The organism is Baekduia sp., assembly GCF_035685985.1.
Taxonomy (GTDB): domain Bacteria; phylum Actinomycetota; class Thermoleophilia; order Solirubrobacterales; family Solirubrobacteraceae; genus Baekduia.
The window spans coordinates 21,380-37,587 of the sequence record NZ_DASRZV010000032.1 but is presented as its reverse complement, the minus strand read 5'-3'; the positions used below and the strand labels follow the sequence as shown (position 1 = coordinate 37,587).

Genomic DNA, 16,208 nt, shown 5'->3' with positions numbered 1-16,208 from the left:
CGGAGCCATATCCTCATGCGCGTGGCCCTGGCCGAGCTGCACGACCGCCTCGACGAGCTGACGCTGCTCGACGCGCACCGCCTCAAGCGGCGGCTGGACCGCGCGCGCCGTCATCCGGAGGACGAGGCCGCGCTGGAGCGGCTGGACCGCGACTTCGCCAAGGCCGCCGCGCGGATGGAGCGGCGCCGCGCCGCGGTCCCGCGGATCACCTACCCCGAGCAGCTTCCGGTCTCCGCGCGCCGCGACGAGCTGCTGGCCGCGATCCGCGACCACCAGGTCGTCGTGGTCGCCGGCGAGACCGGCTCGGGCAAGACCACGCAGATCCCCAAGGTCTGCCTGGAGCTGGGCCGCGGCGTGCGCGGGACGATCGCCCACACGCAGCCGCGCCGCCTGGCCGCGCGCACGGTCGCCGAGCGGATCGCGTCCGAGCTGGACGTGTCGATCGGCGACGCCGTCGGCTACGCGGTGCGCTTCAACGACCGTACCGGGCAGGACACGCTGGTCCGGCTGATGACCGACGGCCTGCTGCTGGCCGAGATCCAGCACGACCGGCTGCTGCGCAAGTACGACACGATCATCATCGACGAGGCCCACGAGCGCTCGTTGAACATCGACTTCCTGCTGGGCTACCTGCACCAGCTGCTGCCCAAGCGGCCGGACCTCAAGCTCATCATCACGAGCGCGACGATCGACCCCGGGCAGTTCGCCACGCACTTCGGCGACGCGCCGATCGTGGAGGTGAGCGGGCGCACCTACCCGGTCGAGGTCCGCTACAAGGACGACGCGCCCGAGCAGGACCAGCCCGACGCGATCGGCGACGCGGTCGACGAGCTGCTGGCCGAGTCGCGCGACGGCGACGTGTTGGTGTTCTTGAGCGGGGAGCGGGAGATCCGCGACACGGCCGACGTGCTGCGCGGGCGGCTCGGGGACCGCGTCGAGGTCCTGCCGCTGTTCGCGCGGCTGTCGACGGCCGAGCAGCAGCGGGTCTTCCAGTCGCATCGCGCCCGCCGCGTCGTCCTGGCCACCAACGTCGCCGAGACGTCGCTGACCGTGCCGGGCATCAAGTACGTGGTCGACCCCGGCTTCGCGCGCATGTCGCGCTACTCCGCGCGGCTGAAGGTCCAGCGGCTGCCGATCGAGCCGATCTCGCAGGCCTCGGCCGACCAGCGCAAGGGCCGCTGCGGCCGCACGAGCGACGGCATCTGCATCCGGCTGTACTCCGAGGAGGACTTCGCGGAGCGCCCGCGCTTCACCGACCCGGAGATCCTGCGCACGAACCTCGCGTCGGTGATCCTGCAGATGGCCGCGCTGGACCTCGGGGCGGTCAGCGAGTTCCCGTTCCTGGACCCGCCGGACGCCCGCCAGGTCCGCGACGGCGTCAACCTCCTGCACGAGCTGGGCGCGCTGGACCCCGACGCCCCGGCGGGCCAGCGGCTGACGCAGGTCGGCCGCCGGCTGGCGCGCCTCCCGGTCGACCCGCGGATGGCGCGGATGATCCTGGAGGCCGACCGCCTGTCGTGCGTGGAGGAGGTCATCGTCATCGCCGCCGCGCTGTCGATCCAGGACCCGCGCGAGCGCCCCTCCGAGCACCAGGCCCAGGCCGACCAGCAGCACGCGCGCTTCAAGGACGAGCACTCGGACTTCATCGCCTACCTCAACCTGTGGTCCTACGTCCGCGAGCGGCAGCGCGAGCTGACCGGCAACCAGTTCCGCAAGCGGTTGAAGGCCGAGTACCTGCACTTCCTGCGCGTGCGCGAGTGGCAGGACCTCGTCGGCCAGCTGCGGTCGGCGGCCAAGGAGCTGGGCGTCACGCGCAACCAGCAGCCCGCGGAGCCGGGCCAGATCCACACGGCGCTGCTCAGCGGGTTGTTGTCGCACGTCGGGATGCGGGACGCCGCGAAGCGCGAGTACGTCGGCGCGCGCGGCGCGCGCTTCTCGATCTTCCCCGGCTCCACGCTGGCGCGGAAGCAGCCGTCGTGGGTGATGGTCGCCGAGCTGGTCGAGACCGCGCGGCTGTTCGGCCGCACGGCGGCGCGGATCGAGCCCGCGTGGGTCGAGCCGCTGGCCGGCCATCTCGTCAAGCGCACGTACTCCGAGCCGCGCTGGGAGCGCCGTCGCGGCGCGGTCGTCGCCACCGAGCGCGTCACGTTGTACGGGTTGCCGATCGTGGCGGGCCGCAAGGTCGGCTACGCGCAGCTCGACCCCGAGCTGAGCCGCGAGCTGTTCATCCGCCGCGCGCTGGTCGAGCGCGACTGGGACACGCGCCACCGCTTCTTCGCCGACAACGCCCGCGCGCTGGAGGAGGTCGACGTGCTCGAGCAGCGCGAGCGCCGCCGCGACCTGCTCGTCGACGACCAGACGTTGTACGACTTCTTCGACGCGCGGATCCCGGAGTCGGTCGTCTCCGCCCGGCACTTCGACCGCTGGTGGAAGGACGCGCGGCGCTCCGAGCCGGAGCTGTTGACCTACACCTTGGAGCTGCTCGTCCGGCCCGAGGCGCGCGACGCGCTGGCGGGCGCGGGGCGCCCGTCCGCCTGGCGCCAGGGCGACCTCACGTTCCCGTTGACCTACGCCTTCGTCCCGGGCTCCGAGCACGACGGCGTCACCGTCCACATCCCGCTCGCCCAGCTGGCCCAGGTGCGCGACACCGGCTTCGAGTGGCTGGTGCCCGCGTTCCGCGAGGAGCTGGTGACCGCGCTGCTGCGCTCGCTGCCCAAGGAGCTGCGCCGTCCGCTGGTGCCCGTGCCCGAGACGGCGCGGCTGGCCGTCGAGCGGATGAAGCCGCGCTCGGGACCGCTGGCCGAGGTGCTGGCGCGCGAGGTCAGCGCGCTGCGCGGAACGCTGATCCCGGCGGGGGCGTTCGACGCCGCCTCGCTGCCCGACCACCTCAAGATGTCGTTCTCGGTCGCCGACGAGACCGGCGCGGTCGTCGCGCACGGCACCGACCTCGCGCAGGTGCGCGAGCAGGTCCGCCCGCGGCTGCGCGAGGCGCTGTCGGCCGCGACCGCGCGCTTCGAGCACACGGGCCTGACGGCGTGGTCGATCGACGTGATCCCGCGCGAGATCAAGCTGCCGCAGGCGGGCGAGGCGGGCCGCGCGTTCCCGGCGCTGATCGACCGCGGCGACACGGTCGACGTGCGCATGCTGGAGTCCCGCGCCGCCCAGGACGCCGCGATGCGCACCGGCACGCGCCGCCTGCTGCTGCTCACGATCCCGTCGCCCGCGAGGTGGGTCATCAGCCGGTTGGACAACAGGGCGCAGCTGACGCTGGCCACCGCGCCGCACGGCTCCCTGGCCGCCGTGGTCGACGACGCGGCCACCGCCGCGGCCGAGGCGCTGATGGACGAGGCCGGCGGCCCGGCCTGGGACGCCGCGGGCTTCCGGCGGCTGCGCGACCACGTCGCCGGCTCGCTGGCCGAGCGGACGCTGCGGCTCATGCGCGACGTCGTGGAGACGCTCGCCGCCCGCGCCGACCTGCACCGCCGCATGGAGTCGATGGTCGCGCCGCCGCTGCGCGACGCCCGCCAGGACGTCGCCGAGCAGCTCGGCTCGCTCGTCTTCGCCGGCTTCGTGACCGCGACGGGCGCCGCCCACCTGCCCGACCTCCCCCGCTACCTGCGCGCCGCCGACCGGCGCCTGGAGAAGCTGTCCAACAACGTCGCGGTCGACCGCGACCGGATGGCGGCGATCCGCGAGCTGGAGGCGGAGGTCCGCGCGTCGCGCTCGCCGCACGCGCGCGAGGCCTGGTGGATGGCCCAGGAGCTGCGCGTGGCGCAGTTCGCCCAGGTCGTCGGCGTCAAGGGCCAGCCGAGCGCCAAGCGGATCCGCAAGCTCCTCGGCTGAGACGGCGACGACATGACCTCGGAGGTCATCGACCCCGGCGCGGACGCCGCGCAAGATGGGGTCCATGATCGAGACCGAGAACATCACCGACGTCGTCGAGACCTACCTGGCCGCCTGGAACGAGCGCGTGCCGGAGCGCCGCCGCGCGCTCGTGGCCGAGGTCTTCGCCGACGACGCCACCTACGTCGACCCGGCCCGCTCGGGCACCGGCGCCGACGGCATCGACGCGATGATCGCCGGCGCCCAGGAGCAGCACCCGGGCGTCGAGCTGATCCTGGCCGGCGCGCCCGACCACCACGGCGCGCACGTGCGCTTCACCTGGCACCTGCGCCCGGCCGGGACCGACACGGTGGCCATGATCGGCCACGACTACGCGTCGGTCGCCCCGGACGGCCGGCTCAAGGACGTGGTCGGGTTCGTCGAGGTCCCCGAGGCCACCGCGGCCTAGGGATCCAGCCCGGCACCTCCCGCCGGTAGGCCTCGAACGCGGGGCCGTGCCGGCGGGCGAGCATGGGCTCCTCGACCAGCGCGCTCAGCGTCGCCATCGCCGCCAGGTAGGCGGCGGCGCCGACCAGCAGGACCGGCTGCGCGAAGGCCAGCGCCTCCCCCACGACGATCGTCGCCGTCGCGACGTACATCGGATGGCGCACGACCCCGAAGACGCCGCCGCGCATCAGGTCCCGGGCGGGCGCGGCAGGCGACGGCGTGCCGCGCCCCTCGCGCGCGAAGCGGCGGAAGACGTCGAGCAGCACCGCGACCCCGAGCACGATCAGCAGGACGCCGAGCGCCCGGACCGCGAACGGCCAGTCGAGGTCGCTGCCGGCCACGCGCACGAGCAGGTACGGGCCGACGACGGCCTCCAGCCCGGGGCCGACGAGCGCGAAGGTGAGGTTGCCGACGACGGTGCGCATCCTGCCGCGGATCTTGCCGGACGGCGGGTCTCGTACGCTGCGCGGGCGATGAAGCACTTCCTGCGACCGCTGTTCGACCGCGTCGTGATCAAGGAGCTGGAGCCCGAGCGGTTCCGGCGCTCCGGCCTGCTGGTGCCCGCCGGCTCCAACGAGCCGCCGCCCCAGCACGGCATCGTGCTCGCGGTCGGCCAGGGCCTGGACTGGTGGGAGCACGTCGGCTTCCGGATGCCGATCCGCCCCGGCGACCACGTGGTCTTCCCGGCGTCGGCGGGCGCGTGGGTCGAGGTCGACGAGGAGCGCCTCCTGGTGTGCCGGGTCGGTGAGATCCTGGGCGTGCTGGACGAGGTGACCGAGTCGACCGACGACCCGGTCACGCCGGCGTGACCGCGCGCTGACCGGCGGGACGGCGACGGGCCGCGGCCGCCGTCAGGGACGCGCGCCGGCGCGCGCCGCCGCGGCGCCGCCCAGGGCACGGCCGGCGGCCAGCGCGGCCGCCGGGGCGGCGCCGTCGCGCCACGCCGCCAGCCAGCCGGCGGCGAAGGCGTCGCCGGCGCCGGTGGTGTCCACCACGTCCACGCGGTCCTCGGGCGCGTCCCGGACGGCGTCGCGGCCGTCGGTCCACACCGAGCCCCCGGCGCCGAGCGTGACGACGACCTCGCGCGCGCCGGCCGCGGCCACCAACGCGCGCGCCGCGGCCTCGGGGTCGTCCGCGCCGGTCAGCACCCGCGCCTCGTCGAGGTTGGGCAGCAGCGCGTCGACGCCGCGCACCCACTCCAGGAAGCGCGCCGCCCCGCACGCCCGCAGCGGCGCGGCCGAGGCCGGGTCGACCGAGATCGTCATGCCCGCCTCGCGCGCGTGGTCCAGCGCGGCCAGCCCGGCCGCGCGCGGGCCCTCGTGCAGCAGCACGTAGCCGCTCAAGTGCAGGTGGTTGCCTTGGGCGAACAGCGACGCGGGCAGGTCGTCGGGCGCCAGCGCGAGGTTCGCGCCGCGGTCGGGCAGCATCGTCCGCTCGCCGTCGGCCCCGATCACGACCACGCACGTGCCGGTCGGGCGCTCGTCGTCCAGCGTGACGTGCGCGTCGACCCCGGCGGCGCGCAGCTCGTCCACCGAGCCGCGTCCGGCGAGGTCGTCGCCCGCGCGCGCGACCAAGGCAACCTCCTTGCCTTGCGACGCCAGCCACGCCGCCACGTTGGCGGCCGCGCCGCCGCCGGTCCAGCGCACGCGCGCCTCGGTGTCCGACGCGTGCGCCAGCGGCGCGGCGGCCGCCGCGACGACGTCGACCATCAGGTCGCCGACGGCGACGACCGTCATCCGCGCGCGGCCGCCTCCGCCGCCGCGATCGCGCCCGCCAGCCGGGCGTTCGACACCACCAACTCGACGTTGGCTCGCAGCGACTCGCCGCCGGTGCCCTCGTGGAAGGCCGCCAGCAGGAACGGCGTCACGTCGCGCCCGCGCACGCCCTCGGCCGCCGCCGCGGCCAGCGACTCGCTCAGCACGCGCTCGTGCAGCGCCGGGTCGAGCTGGCGGTCCTCGGGCAGCGGGTTGGCGATGACCAGCGCGCTGCCGGCCAGCCCGAGCGTCTCGCGCTGCGCCAGCACGGCGGCGATCTCCTCCGGCGTGTCCAGCCGCCACGGCAGCGTGTGGCCGGAGTCGGTCAGGTAGAAGGCCGGGAACCGCTCGGTGCGGTAGCCGGCGACGCCGATGCCCAGCGTCTCCAGGCGCTCCAGCGTCGCGGGGATGTCGAGGATCGACTTCACGCCCGCGCAGACCACGCAGATCCGCGTGCGCGCCAGCGCGACGAGATCGGCGGACTCGTCCCACGTGTCGGCCGCCTCGCGGTGCACGCCGCCCAGGCCGCCGGTGGCGAACAGGCCGATGCCCGCCTGCCCGGCGAGGTGCGCGGTGGCCGCGACGGTCGTGGCGCCGGTGGCGCCGCGCGCCGCCGCGATCGGCAGGTCGCGCGAGGAGCACTTGACGACGTCGTCGCGGGTGGCGATCGCCTCCAGCGCCGCGTCGTCCAGCCCGACGCGCACGACGCCGTCGACCAGCGCGATCGTCGCCGGAACCGCCCCGCCCTCGCGGACCGCGTCCTCGATCTGGCGGGCGATCTCGGCGTTCTGCGGCCGCGGCAGGCCGTGGCTGACGATGGTGGACTCCAGCGCGACGACGGCCTGGCCGTCCTGGAGCGCCTGCGCGACTTCGGGTGCGACGTTGATCATGAGCCTCCGAAAGTAGCGCCCGCCGGCGCTTACCGGCGGCTCGCGTCGGGCAGCGTGATGGGCATGGACGGCTACGCCGACCGGGCCGAGGCGGGGCGCCGCCTGGCGCCGGGGATCGTCCGCGCGCTGGGCCCGGACGCGGCGACGCCGCTCGTGCTCGGCCTCCCGCGCGGCGGCGTGCCGGTCGCCGCGGCGGTCGCCGAGGCGCTCGACGCGCCGCTGGACGTCCTGCTCGTCCGCAAGCTCGGCGTCCCCCGCCACGCCGAGCTGGCCTTCGGCGCGATCGCCTCCGGTGGCGCGCGCGTGCTCAACCCCGACGTGGTCGCCCTCGCGCGCCTCGGCGACGACGACATCGCGAGCGTGACCGCGACCGAGGAGCGCGAGCTGCGCCGCCGCGAGCACGCCTACCGCGGCGACCGCCCGCCGCCGCGGCTCCGTGGCCGCACCGTGGTCGTCGTGGACGACGGCCTCGCGACCGGCGCGACGATGCGCGCCGCCGTGCTCGCGCTGCGCGCGCTGGACGCCGCCCGCGTCGTGGCGGCCGCCCCGGTCGGCAGCGACGAGGCCTGCGCGCTGGTCGCCGAGGAGGCCGACGCGCTCGTCTGCCCGCTGGTCCCGGACCGCTTCCGCGCGGTCGGCCTCTGGTACGAGGACTTCGGCGAGGTCGGCGACGACGACGTGCGGCGCGCGCTGCGGTCGTTCGCCCACGGCGGTCGCTGAGCCAACGTCCTGGGCGTGACCGTGGGATTTCAGGTCTGCCGCACGCGGCCGACCATCCGGGTGGACATGGCCCGCATTCTCGTAGTGGACGACGCCGCCTTCATGCGTCGCATGGTGATCGACGTCCTCCAGGGCGGGGGTCACGAGGTCATCGGCGAGGCGGCCAACGGCAACGAGGCGCTCCAGCGCTATCAGGAGCTGCGTCCCGACGTGATGACGCTCGACATCACGATGCCGGAGAAGGACGGGCTCACCGCGCTCAAGGAGATCATCGCGATCGACCCGGGCGCCAAGGTCGTCATGTGCTCCGCGCTCGCGCAGGAGTCCAAGGTCCTGGAGGCCGTCAAGGCCGGCGCCAAGGACTTCATCGCCAAGCCCTTCCAGGCGCAGCGCGTGCTGTCGGCGATCGAGAAGGTCGTGGCGTAGCCCTCGGGCTCACGTCCACGCCGCGAACGCGAGCAGCCGCGCCTCCATCCCCGGCGCGCCGCGCCCGGCCAGCACGCACGTGTGCCCGGCCTGCCTCCAGGTGACCACGGTCGCGTTGCCCCGGCGGACGACCGCGTAGCGGACGCCATCGCGCGTCACCCATCGCGCCGCCGCCGGCTCGTCCAGCGGCTTGCCGTCCACGATCGTGTAGCCGACGTCGCCCTGCGGCCCGCGGTAGGTCACGGTCGTCGCGTCGCGCCCCGAGATCGTGTCGGTCCGACGGCCCACGGCCCTCCACCCCGACCACGCGTAGGTGTAGTTCGGGAAGCGGATGCCCCCGACGCCCGCGTCGATGACATAGGCGTTGGACGGGTCGACCGCCGGCGCCGGCTGCGTCGGGCGCGACAGCGCCAGCGCGGCGGCGTCGCCGACCGTCGGCGCGGCGCCGCCCCCGGCGACCAGCACGACGGCGACCACGACGGCGGCCAGCGCGCCCAGCGCCCCGGCGGGCAGCACGAGCCGCCGCCGCCGCGCGGGCGCCGCGCGTCGCTCGTCGACGCGCAGCCGCAGCGACGCGGGCGCCTCGATGTCGCCGGTCAGCTCGCGGATGCGCTCGCCGAGCGCGGCGCCGCGCTCGCGGTCGCGCTCGCGCGGATCGGTGGGTCGGTCGTCGGGTCGGTCGGTCATCGTGGGCGGTGCCGCGGGGCGGCGGTCGTGGTGGACGGGCTCGGAGCGCGGGACACGGCGAGGTTCTCGGCCAGGCGCGCGCGGCCGCGGTGCAGACGGGTGGTGATCGTGGCCTCCTTGGCCCGCAGCGCGCGGGCGGCCTCGCGGTAGCTGAGGCCGACGATGTCGATGGCGACGACCGCGTCGCGCTGGTCGCCGGGCAGCGCGGCGATCGCGGCCAGCAGCTCGGCGACCTCCAGCGCGGCCTCGGGGTGGCGCGGGTCGCCGGGCCGGGCCAGGCCGTCGCGCTCGGCGTCCAGCTCGACCGGCGCGGGCCGGCGGCGCTCGCTGCGGACGCGGTTGAGGAACGTGTTGCGCAGCACGCGCAGCAGGTAGGCGAGGTCGTCGTCGTGGCGCAGGAACCGCGGGCGGGCCAGGACGCGCGCGTAGGTCTCCTGGACGAGGTCCTCCGCGTCGGCGCGGTGCCCGCCGCAGAGCGCGAGCGCCGCCCGGTAGAGGCGATCGAGGTGATCGCCGAGGTGCTGAGGATCGAGCGGCCGCGATCGCTCTTCGGGCACGCAGCCGACGGTAACCGCGAGCGCGCTCGGCGTCGAGGTGCTCACCGGACGGTCAGGGTGCCCTTCATCCCGGCCTGGCGGTGTCCGTCGACCGGGCAGTAGAACGTGTACGTGCCGGGCTTGAGGTCGGCGGTCACCGTCGACGTCCCGCCGGGCTGGACGGTCCGGCCGTCCTGGTCGACGCCGTGGCCCTCGATGGCGATCGCGTGCGGCAGCGAGTCGCCCGACGGGTTGGCCATCGTGATCGTGACGTGGCCCGCCTTGGCGCTCAGCGTCTTCTTGGTGAACGAGAGCCCGCCCTGCTCGTCGGCGGCGAGCGTGAGCTGCGCGCCGGAGCCGGCGCCCGACGGCGACGAGGCGGTGGTCGACGCCCGCGTCGCCGTCGTTCCGGCCGCCGCGGGCGCAGCGGTGGTCTTGGTGCTGTCGCCGCTGCTGCCGCACCCGGCGGCCAGGGCGCCGGCCGCGGTGACGGCGGCCAGCGGGGTCAGAAGGCGGGTCATGGCAGGCAAGACCCCGCCGCGGCCGATTCCTTCCCGTCGGTCCTCAGCCGATGACGTGGGCGTCGTCGAACGCCGCCCAGGCGCGCGCGCCGATCACCAGGTGCGTCGCGTCGGACGTGGGCACCTCGGCGACGAGGCCGCCGACGCGCACGCGGGCGCGCGGGCCCTCGTCCTCGATCGCCTCGATCAGCCCCGGGACCGACCACTTCGCGCTGGGCTCCACGAGCGTGACCCGGACGTCCCACGGCTGGACGGCCAGGACCGCGCCGCCGGGCGCGACGCCGCGCACGACGTTGGCGCCCGTGAACGTCGCCACGAACGGGTCGGCGGGCGCGCGCAGCAGCTCGGCGGGCGTGCCGACCTGGCGCAGCCGCCCCTCGACGATCACGCCGATGCGGTCGGCCAGCGCGAGCGCGTCGCGGTGGTCGTGGGTGACCAGCAGCGCCGGGATCGTCAGCTCGCGCAGCATCGCCGCCAGCTCGCCGCGGACGACCGCACGCGTGTGGGCGTCCAGCGCCGACAGCGGCTCGTCGAGCAGCAGCACGCCGGGATCGCGGGCCAGCGCGCGGGCCAGCGCGACGCGCTGGCGCTCGCCGCCGCTCAGGCGCGGCGGCCGCTCGTCGGCCAGCGGCGCGATCCCGAAGCGCTCCAGCAGCTCCCGCGCGCGCTCCGGCGTCCCGCCGAACGCGACGTTCCGCAGCACGGTCAGGTGCGGGAACAGCGCGTGGTCCTGGAAGACCAGGCCGACCGCGCGGCGCTCGGGCGGCAGGCGGACGCGGCGCGCGGCGTCGAACCAGACGTCGTCGTCGAGCGCGATCCGCCCCGCGTCGGGATGCAGCAGCCCGGCGACCGCGCGCAACACGGTGGACTTGCCCGCCCCCGACGGCCCGACGAACGCGACCGTCTCCCCCGCCGGGACGCTCAGGCCGACGCGGAGCGCGTAGGCCCGAAGGGCGACGGCGATGTCGAGGTCGAGCTGCGCCATGTGGCGAGCATCTTGACGCCCAGCAGCACCGCGCCGCTCAGCGCCACGAGCAGGATGCCGATCGCCAGCGCGGCGTCGAAGTTGGACTCGAGCTGGTCGTAGATGCCGAGCGTGAGCGTCTGCGTCTCGCCGCGCACGCTCCCGGCGAAGACGATCGTCGCGCCGAACTCCCCCACCCCGCGCGCGAACGCCAGCACCGCGCCGGCGGCCAGGCCGGAGGCGGCCAGCGGCAGGTCGATGCGCCGGAACGTCCGCCACGGCGAGGCGCCGAGCGTGCGCGCCGCGGCCGGCAGCTGCGGGTCGACGGCGGCGAACGCGGCGATCCCCTGGCGCACGTAGAACGGCGCGGCGACGAACGCGACCGCGAGCACGACCGCCCACTGCGTGAACGGCAGGATGATCCCGGCGTTGGCCAGCGCGTCGCCGAACAGCCCGCCGCGGCCGAAGGCGGCCAGCAGCGCGATGCCCGCGACGGCCGGCGGCAGGACCAGCGGCAGCTCGACCAAGGTGATGATGAACGTCCGTCCCCGGAAGCGCCGCCGGGCGAGCAGGAACGCGGTCGGCGTCCCGAGCAGCAGGATCAGCGCGTCGGCGATCAGGTTGGTCTTCAGCGTCACCTTGATGGCGTCGGTGACGACCGGGTCGCCGAGCAGGTCGGGGACGTCGGTCAGCGGGACCTGCGTGAACAGCGCGATCAGCGGCAGCGTCAGGAACGCGAGCGCCAGGGCGGCGCTCGCGATCACGACGACGTCGAACGCGCGGCCGCGCACCCGGCCGCGCCTAGCCCCGCGGCGGCAGGCCGAACCCGTAGCGCTTGAGGATCGTGCGCCCCGCCCCGCCGACGACCTTCTTGATGTAGGCCTCGGCCTCGGCGGTGTCCGCGCCCGGCCGCTTGACCGCGCAGATCTGGTAGCGGACCGCGGGCTGCGCCCACTTCGGCACGCGGATCTCGATCGTCCGCCCGCGCGTGGAGAGCGCGTCGGTGTGGTAGACGAAGCCCGCGTCGGCCGAGCCGAGCGCGACCTTGGTCAGCACCGAGGTGACGTCCTTCTCCTGGCTGATCGTGTTCGTCTGCAGGATCGAGGAGAGGTGCAGGCGGCGCAGCAGCAACCTGGTGTAGTTGCCGATCGGGACGCCGGCGGTGCCGATCGCGATGCGCTTGCCGCTGCCGCGCAGCGAGTACACCGACTTGACGCCCGCCGGGTTGGCCTTCGGGACGACCACCACCAGGATGTTGGTCGCGAACGTCACCGGACGCGTGCAGCGGCCCTCGTTGAACAGGGCCTGGGCCTCGGTCGGGCTGGCGGACGCGAAGACGTCGGCGGGCGCGCCGCGCTCGATCTGGGTCTGCAGCGTGTTGGAGCCGGCGAAGTTGTACTTCGGCGCGCCGTCCAGCGCCGGGAAGGCGTTGTTCAGCGACGCGGCGGCGTAGACGGTCGGCGCGGCCGTGGCGGCGGCGGGCGCCGCCGCGGCGAGGGCGACGGTCGCGCTCGCGGCGAGCAGGAGGTTTCGGGTGCGCATCAGGACGTGGGGTAGTTGGGGGCCTTGATGAACGTGTCGAGCTCGTCGCCGGCGGCGTCGAGGTCGAACGGCACCGGCAGGCCGGTGACCGGCGGCAGCTTGGCCGCCGCGCGGGCGATCGTGAGCTGCTGGCTGTCGGTGGACAGCACGCGGGCGAGCAGCAGGCGGGTCGAGCCGTCGGCCGTCGACGCCAGCGCGCCGACCAGCGTCCGGACGAGCATCGTCTCGATCCGCACGCCGACCGCCGGCGTCAGCTTCCTCGGCAGGTCGATCACGAAGTCGTCGCTCTGCGGCGCGTCGGCGCCGAGCGCCGCGATCAGCTTGGCCACGACCGCGGTCTTGCGCTTCGCCGCCGCGGCGTCGCCCGCGCGCTTCCAGTAGGCGGCCGAGACCGACTCGGCGATCGCCGCGAACTGGACGTAGCCGACGTCGTCGCCCTCGGGCGTCGGCGCCGGGAGCGCGGCCCGGGCCGCGCCGGCGGGCAGCAGGACCCCGGCGGCCGCGACCGCGCCACCGCGCAACAGCATGCTTCGCGTGACGCCGGTGTCACGCTGCTCACCTATGCATTGCCTAGGAAGGTTCACGTGCGGCATCCTACCCCTCGATGTCCCGGGTCGTGCTCGTACTTGTCACCCTCCAACTCACCGCCGCGCTGCTGGCCGGCTGCGGCAACGACGCCGAGTCGTCCTCCGGCGCGCCCCGGGGCGTGGCCGCGCTGAAGGGCGATCCGGCGCTGGCGCGGGCGCCCAAGCGGCCGGGCGAGCTGCTGTTCCGCGCGAGCGCGTCGCCCCAGACCGAGGGCCCGGTCACGCTCGACGGCCGCTACACCGTGCGCTTCGAGCAGTACGCGCCCGAGGACCCGCACCTCGACTTCACGACGCAGACCGCGTTCGTCGCCGACCTCCAGACGCCGTCCGGGCGCCCCGCCCAGCACCTGTTCAGCGCCGCGCGATCGTCCGGAACCAAGACCATCACCGCGCACGGCCGCTACCTCGTCGACGTCTCGTTCGGCGACTTCCCGTACGTGCTTCGCTTCACGCCCGCGGGCGGATAGCGTCTGCGCATGGAGAACATGGTGCGCATCGGCGCCGCGGCCGCGGCGCTCGGCCTGAGCGTGGACACGCTGCGCCGCTGGGAGCGCGACGGCCGCATCGCCTTCGAGCGCCACGGCGGCCAGCGCTACCTCCGCGCCGAGGATCTCGCGCGCCTGCTGCGCGAGCGCTCGGCGCACGACCACACCAGCGCGCGCAACCGGATGGCGGGCGTCGTCGTCGCCGTCCAGCGCGACGGCGTGATGGCGCAGGTCGACCTCGCCTGCGGCCCGTTCCGCGTGGTCTCGCTGATGTCGCGCGAGGCGGTGGACGACCTCGGGCTGCGCCCGGGGATGACCGCGACCGCGGTGATCAAGGCCACCAACGTGATCGTCGAGCGCGGCTGATCCCCTACAACTGCCCGTGGTTGGGCGGCTGCACGCCGGCCAGCGCGTGGGCGGCGATGTGGTGGTACTTCCAGTCCAGCGGGTCGTGGACCGAGTGGGTGCGCGCGTTGCGCCAGTGGCGGTCGAGGTCGTACTCGGAGGCGGTCGACGACGTGCCGCAGAGCTGGAACAGCTCATCGGCGACCGCGACGGCGACCTCCGAGGCGTAGGCCTTGGCGCCGGCGACGGCCAGCGAGCCGCGCGCGGCGGCCGCCTCGTCGGCCGGGACCAGCCCGACCTCCTCGAGCACCGCGGCCGCATCGGCCAGCAGGACCTCGGCGGCCCGCACGCGCGTCGCCGCCCGGCCGTAGCGGTGCAGGACGTGCGGGTCGTCGGCCGCGGCCGTCGCGCCGACCGCCTTCGCCGCCTCGGTCGACGGCCGCGCCTGGTCCTTCAGGTAGGTCGTGGCGTCGCGCAGCGCGCCGCCGGCGATCCCGGCCTCGATCGCCGCGTGCGTGAGCTGCGCCCGCGCGCCGAGCTGCTGCGGGACCTCGTAGGCCCGCGCGTAGTCCACCAACAGCGCGGGATCGACCGCGACGTCCTCGAAGCGCGTCGTCCCGCTGATCGTCGCGCGCTGGCCGATGACGTCCCAGTCGGTGTCGACGGTCACGCCGGGCGCGTCGCGCGCGACGAACGCGGCGACGAGGCGGTCGCTCCAGTCCAGCGCGCTGACCGCGATCCAGCGCGAGGTCAACGCGCCGGTGCAGTAGTACTTGGTGCCGTTGAGAACGCCGGCGGCGTCGACGCGGGTCTCGAGGTCCTGGGCGTGCGTGCCGCCGCGCTCGGCCAGCGCGTTGCCGATCCGGGCGCCGGCGAGCACGTCGCCGAGGATCCGCGCGCGCTGCTCCGGGCTCCCCCACACGGCCAGCACATCGACGAAGAGGTAGTGCGCCTGCGGGATCTGGGCGATGGCCGGGTCGACCGCCGCGATCACGCGCGTGACCTCGGCCAGCGTGCGCGGGCCGAGCCCCGGCCCGCCGTCCCGCGTCGGGACCGTGAACGCCAGCAGCCCGGAGCGGTCGAGGACGCTCAGCGCCCGGGCGGGGACGGACGCGGCGCCCGCGCGATCGCGCTCGACGACGCCGTCGGTGAGGGCCTCGGCCACCGCGTGGGCGGCGGCGACGGCGTCCTCGTGCGTGGTCAGCAGCGGCGGTACGGCGGCGGCACGGACGGTCACATCGCTCAGGATGCCACCGCGACCGGGCCGGGGTCCACCACCAGCCCGCGGCGGCGCAGCTCCGGGATCACGCCTTCGCCCACGCGATAGGCCTCTTCCAGGTGCGGATAGCCGGAGAGGACGAACTCGTCGATGCCGAGGTCGTGGTACTCCTCGATGCGGTCGGCGACCTCCTGGTGGCTGCCGACCAGCGCCGTGCCGGCGCCGCCGCGGACCAGCCCGACGCCCGCCCACAGGTTCGGGGCGATCTCCAGCGCGTCGGTGCGCCCGCCGTGCAGCGCGGTCATGCGCCGCTGGCCCTCGGACTGCGAGGCGCGCTGGACCTCCTGGGCGCGCGCGATCTCGGCCGGATCCAGGCCGGCGAGCAGGCGGTCGGCCTCCGCCCACGCCTCCTCGGAGCGGTCGCGCGCGATCGCGTGCAGGCGGATGCCGAACCGCAGCTCGCGCCCGACGCCCGCGGCGGCGTCCCGGACGCGGTCGAGCTTCTCGGCGACCTGCTCGGGCGGCTCGCCCCACGTGAGGTAGACGTCGGCGTGGCGCGCGGCCACGTCGATCGCCTCCGGGGACGAGCCGCCGAGGTAGATGTCCGGCCACCGCGGCGGGGACACCAGCCTCGCGCCCTGGATGTCGTAGTACTTGCCTTCGTAGTCCACCGTCTCGCCGGTCCACAGCTCCCGCACGACGTGCAGGAACTCGGCGGCGCGGGCGTAGCGCTCGCGCTTGCCGGCGTGGTCGCCGAAGCGCCGCTGCTCGGCGTCGTCGCCGCCGGTGACGACGTTCAGCAGCAGGCGGCCACCGGAGATCCGCTGGAAGGTGGCCGCCTGCTGCGCGCTCAGCGTCGGGGACTGCAGGCCCGGCCGGAACGCCACCAGGAAGCGGAAGCGCTCGGTGACCTGCGTCAGCCCCGCCGTGAGCACCCATCCGTCCTCGCACCAGCTGCTGGTCGGCGTCAGCGCCGCGTGGAACCCGAGCTGCTCGGCCGACCGGGCGATCTGCCCGATGTAGCCGACGTCGGGCGCGCGCTCCACCCCGTTCTCGGTGACGCGCGAGCCGGTCACGCCGACGGCGTTGCCGAGCGAGAGGTCGGCGCGCGAGTCGCCGTTGGTGGGCAGGAACCAGTGCAGGACGATGGGCAAGTGAAGGACCTTGGGTCGGTCGGGGCTCCACGCCTCCGACCTTCTGCAT

The 16,208-nt window shown here is 75.2% G+C and carries 19 protein-coding genes; 7 read left to right on the top strand and 12 right to left on the bottom strand.

The window, feature by feature from the left end:
• Positions 1–15: 15 nt before the first annotated feature.
• Positions 16–3,843 carry an ATP-dependent RNA helicase HrpA gene (gene hrpA, locus VFG42_RS21270; protein ID WP_324910816.1) on the top strand — a complete coding sequence of 1,276 codons (3,828 nt, stop codon included), beginning with the start codon at positions 16–18 and terminating at the stop codon, positions 3,841–3,843.
• A 64-nt stretch (positions 3,844–3,907) separates the two neighbouring features.
• The gene (locus tag VFG42_RS21265; RefSeq protein WP_324910815.1) at positions 3,908–4,291 is read left to right on the top strand and encodes a nuclear transport factor 2 family protein; all 384 of its coding nucleotides are present in this window, start codon (positions 3,908–3,910) and stop codon (positions 4,289–4,291) included.
• Here VFG42_RS21265 and VFG42_RS21260 read toward each other — a convergent pair.
• On the bottom strand, positions 4,242–4,754 hold the full coding sequence (locus tag VFG42_RS21260; RefSeq protein WP_324910814.1) for an isoprenylcysteine carboxylmethyltransferase family protein: 513 nt from the start codon (positions 4,752–4,754) through the stop codon (positions 4,242–4,244). The two genes, VFG42_RS21265 and VFG42_RS21260, sit on opposite strands and share 50 nt — an antisense overlap.
• A gap of 48 nt (positions 4,755–4,802) precedes the next feature.
• Between VFG42_RS21260 and VFG42_RS21255 the strand changes: the two genes are divergently transcribed.
• Entirely contained in the window at positions 4,803–5,138 is a 336-nt protein-coding gene (locus tag VFG42_RS21255) for a co-chaperone GroES (protein WP_324910813.1), read from the top strand.
• 42 nt (positions 5,139–5,180) lie between these two features.
• On the opposite strand, the gene VFG42_RS21250 is transcribed toward VFG42_RS21255, so the two are convergent.
• On the bottom strand, positions 5,181–6,065 hold the full coding sequence (locus tag VFG42_RS21250) for a carbohydrate kinase family protein (protein ID WP_324910812.1): 885 nt from the start codon (positions 6,063–6,065) through the stop codon (positions 5,181–5,183).
• Complete coding sequence (locus tag VFG42_RS21245) at positions 6,062–6,973, bottom strand: pseudouridine-5'-phosphate glycosidase (RefSeq protein ID WP_324910811.1); 912 nt, start codon at positions 6,971–6,973, stop codon at positions 6,062–6,064. The genes VFG42_RS21250 and VFG42_RS21245 overlap by 4 nt, the downstream gene beginning before the upstream one ends.
• Positions 6,974–7,036: 63 nt before the next feature.
• Here VFG42_RS21245 and VFG42_RS21240 point away from each other — a divergent pair, with 63 nt between their 5' ends.
• Both VFG42_RS21240 and VFG42_RS21235 read left to right on the top strand, forming a co-directional pair.
• Positions 7,037–7,693: a phosphoribosyltransferase gene (locus VFG42_RS21240; RefSeq protein WP_324910810.1), complete on the top strand. Its 657-nt coding sequence runs from the start codon at positions 7,037–7,039 to the stop codon at positions 7,691–7,693.
• A gap of 66 nt (positions 7,694–7,759) precedes the next feature.
• On the top strand, positions 7,760–8,119 hold the full coding sequence (locus tag VFG42_RS21235; RefSeq protein WP_324910809.1) for a response regulator: 360 nt from the start codon (positions 7,760–7,762) through the stop codon (positions 8,117–8,119).
• A 9-nt stretch (positions 8,120–8,128) separates the two neighbouring features.
• Here VFG42_RS21235 and VFG42_RS21230 read toward each other — a convergent pair whose 3' ends face one another.
• From VFG42_RS21230 to VFG42_RS21200, 7 genes are read right to left on the bottom strand one after another with little or no spacing between them, the layout of a single operon-like run.
• Positions 8,129–8,806 (bottom strand): hypothetical protein, encoded by a 678-nt coding sequence (locus VFG42_RS21230; RefSeq protein ID WP_324910807.1) that lies wholly within the window; start codon positions 8,804–8,806, stop codon positions 8,129–8,131.
• Positions 8,803–9,363 carry an RNA polymerase sigma factor gene (locus tag VFG42_RS21225; protein WP_324910806.1) on the bottom strand — a complete coding sequence of 187 codons (561 nt, stop codon included), beginning with the start codon at positions 9,361–9,363 and terminating at the stop codon, positions 8,803–8,805. The genes VFG42_RS21230 and VFG42_RS21225 overlap by 4 nt, the downstream gene beginning before the upstream one ends.
• Before the next feature lie 41 nt (positions 9,364–9,404).
• Positions 9,405–9,863: a plastocyanin/azurin family copper-binding protein gene (locus VFG42_RS21220; protein ID WP_324910805.1), complete on the bottom strand. Its 459-nt coding sequence runs from the start codon at positions 9,861–9,863 to the stop codon at positions 9,405–9,407.
• A 43-nt stretch (positions 9,864–9,906) separates the two neighbouring features.
• Positions 9,907–10,848, bottom strand: coding sequence for an ABC transporter ATP-binding protein (locus VFG42_RS21215; protein ID WP_324910804.1), 942 nt, complete (start codon positions 10,846–10,848; stop codon positions 9,907–9,909).
• On the bottom strand, positions 10,785–11,618 hold the full coding sequence (locus tag VFG42_RS21210) for an ABC transporter permease (RefSeq protein ID WP_324910803.1): 834 nt from the start codon (positions 11,616–11,618) through the stop codon (positions 10,785–10,787). Before VFG42_RS21210 ends, VFG42_RS21215 begins: the two co-directional genes overlap by 64 nt.
• A gap of 10 nt (positions 11,619–11,628) precedes the next feature.
• A complete protein-coding gene (modA, locus tag VFG42_RS21205) occupies positions 11,629–12,369 on the bottom strand; it encodes a molybdate ABC transporter substrate-binding protein (RefSeq protein WP_324910802.1) in 741 nt (246 codons plus the stop codon).
• A complete protein-coding gene (locus VFG42_RS21200) occupies positions 12,369–12,896 on the bottom strand; it encodes a hypothetical protein (protein WP_324910801.1) in 528 nt (175 codons plus the stop codon). Before VFG42_RS21200 ends, modA begins: the two co-directional genes overlap by 1 nt.
• 77 nt (positions 12,897–12,973) lie before the next feature.
• Between VFG42_RS21200 and VFG42_RS21195 the strand changes: the two genes are divergently transcribed.
• Positions 12,974–13,423 carry a hypothetical protein gene (locus VFG42_RS21195; protein WP_324910800.1) on the top strand — a complete coding sequence of 150 codons (450 nt, stop codon included), beginning with the start codon at positions 12,974–12,976 and terminating at the stop codon, positions 13,421–13,423.
• 9 nt (positions 13,424–13,432) lie between these two features.
• A complete protein-coding gene (locus VFG42_RS21190; protein ID WP_324910799.1) occupies positions 13,433–13,807 on the top strand; it encodes a TOBE domain-containing protein in 375 nt (124 codons plus the stop codon).
• Between the two features lie 4 nt (positions 13,808–13,811).
• On the opposite strand, the gene VFG42_RS21185 is transcribed toward VFG42_RS21190, so the two are convergent.
• The gene (locus VFG42_RS21185; RefSeq protein WP_324910798.1) at positions 13,812–15,023 is read right to left on the bottom strand and encodes an acyl-CoA dehydrogenase family protein; all 1,212 of its coding nucleotides are present in this window, start codon (positions 15,021–15,023) and stop codon (positions 13,812–13,814) included.
• A 5-nt stretch (positions 15,024–15,028) separates the two neighbouring features.
• Positions 15,029–16,159: an LLM class flavin-dependent oxidoreductase gene (locus VFG42_RS21180; RefSeq protein WP_324910797.1), complete on the bottom strand. Its 1,131-nt coding sequence runs from the start codon at positions 16,157–16,159 to the stop codon at positions 15,029–15,031.
• Between the last annotated feature and the right edge of the window lie 49 nt (positions 16,160–16,208).

Coding starts and splice junctions, on each gene's coding strand:
- hrpA (WP_324910816.1), top strand. CDS start 16: ATGCGCGTGGCCCTGGCCGAGCTGCACGACCGCCTCGACGAGCTGACG.
- VFG42_RS21265 (WP_324910815.1), top strand. CDS start 3,908: ATGATCGAGACCGAGAACATCACCGACGTCGTCGAGACCTACCTGGCC.
- VFG42_RS21260 (WP_324910814.1), bottom strand. CDS start 4,754: ATGCGCACCGTCGTCGGCAACCTCACCTTCGCGCTCGTCGGCCCCGGG.
- VFG42_RS21255 (WP_324910813.1), top strand. CDS start 4,803: ATGAAGCACTTCCTGCGACCGCTGTTCGACCGCGTCGTGATCAAGGAG.
- VFG42_RS21250 (WP_324910812.1), bottom strand. CDS start 6,065: ATGACGGTCGTCGCCGTCGGCGACCTGATGGTCGACGTCGTCGCGGCG.
- VFG42_RS21245 (WP_324910811.1), bottom strand. CDS start 6,973: ATGATCAACGTCGCACCCGAAGTCGCGCAGGCGCTCCAGGACGGCCAG.
- VFG42_RS21240 (WP_324910810.1), top strand. CDS start 7,037: ATGGACGGCTACGCCGACCGGGCCGAGGCGGGGCGCCGCCTGGCGCCG.
- VFG42_RS21235 (WP_324910809.1), top strand. CDS start 7,760: ATGGCCCGCATTCTCGTAGTGGACGACGCCGCCTTCATGCGTCGCATG.
- VFG42_RS21230 (WP_324910807.1), bottom strand. CDS start 8,806: ATGACCGACCGACCCGACGACCGACCCACCGATCCGCGCGAGCGCGAC.
- VFG42_RS21220 (WP_324910805.1), bottom strand. CDS start 9,863: ATGACCCGCCTTCTGACCCCGCTGGCCGCCGTCACCGCGGCCGGCGCC.
- VFG42_RS21215 (WP_324910804.1), bottom strand. CDS start 10,848: ATGGCGCAGCTCGACCTCGACATCGCCGTCGCCCTTCGGGCCTACGCG.
- modA (WP_324910802.1), bottom strand. CDS start 12,369: ATGCGCACCCGAAACCTCCTGCTCGCCGCGAGCGCGACCGTCGCCCTC.
- VFG42_RS21200 (WP_324910801.1), bottom strand. CDS start 12,896: ATGCTGTTGCGCGGTGGCGCGGTCGCGGCCGCCGGGGTCCTGCTGCCC.
- VFG42_RS21195 (WP_324910800.1), top strand. CDS start 12,974: ATGTCCCGGGTCGTGCTCGTACTTGTCACCCTCCAACTCACCGCCGCG.
- VFG42_RS21190 (WP_324910799.1), top strand. CDS start 13,433: ATGGAGAACATGGTGCGCATCGGCGCCGCGGCCGCGGCGCTCGGCCTG.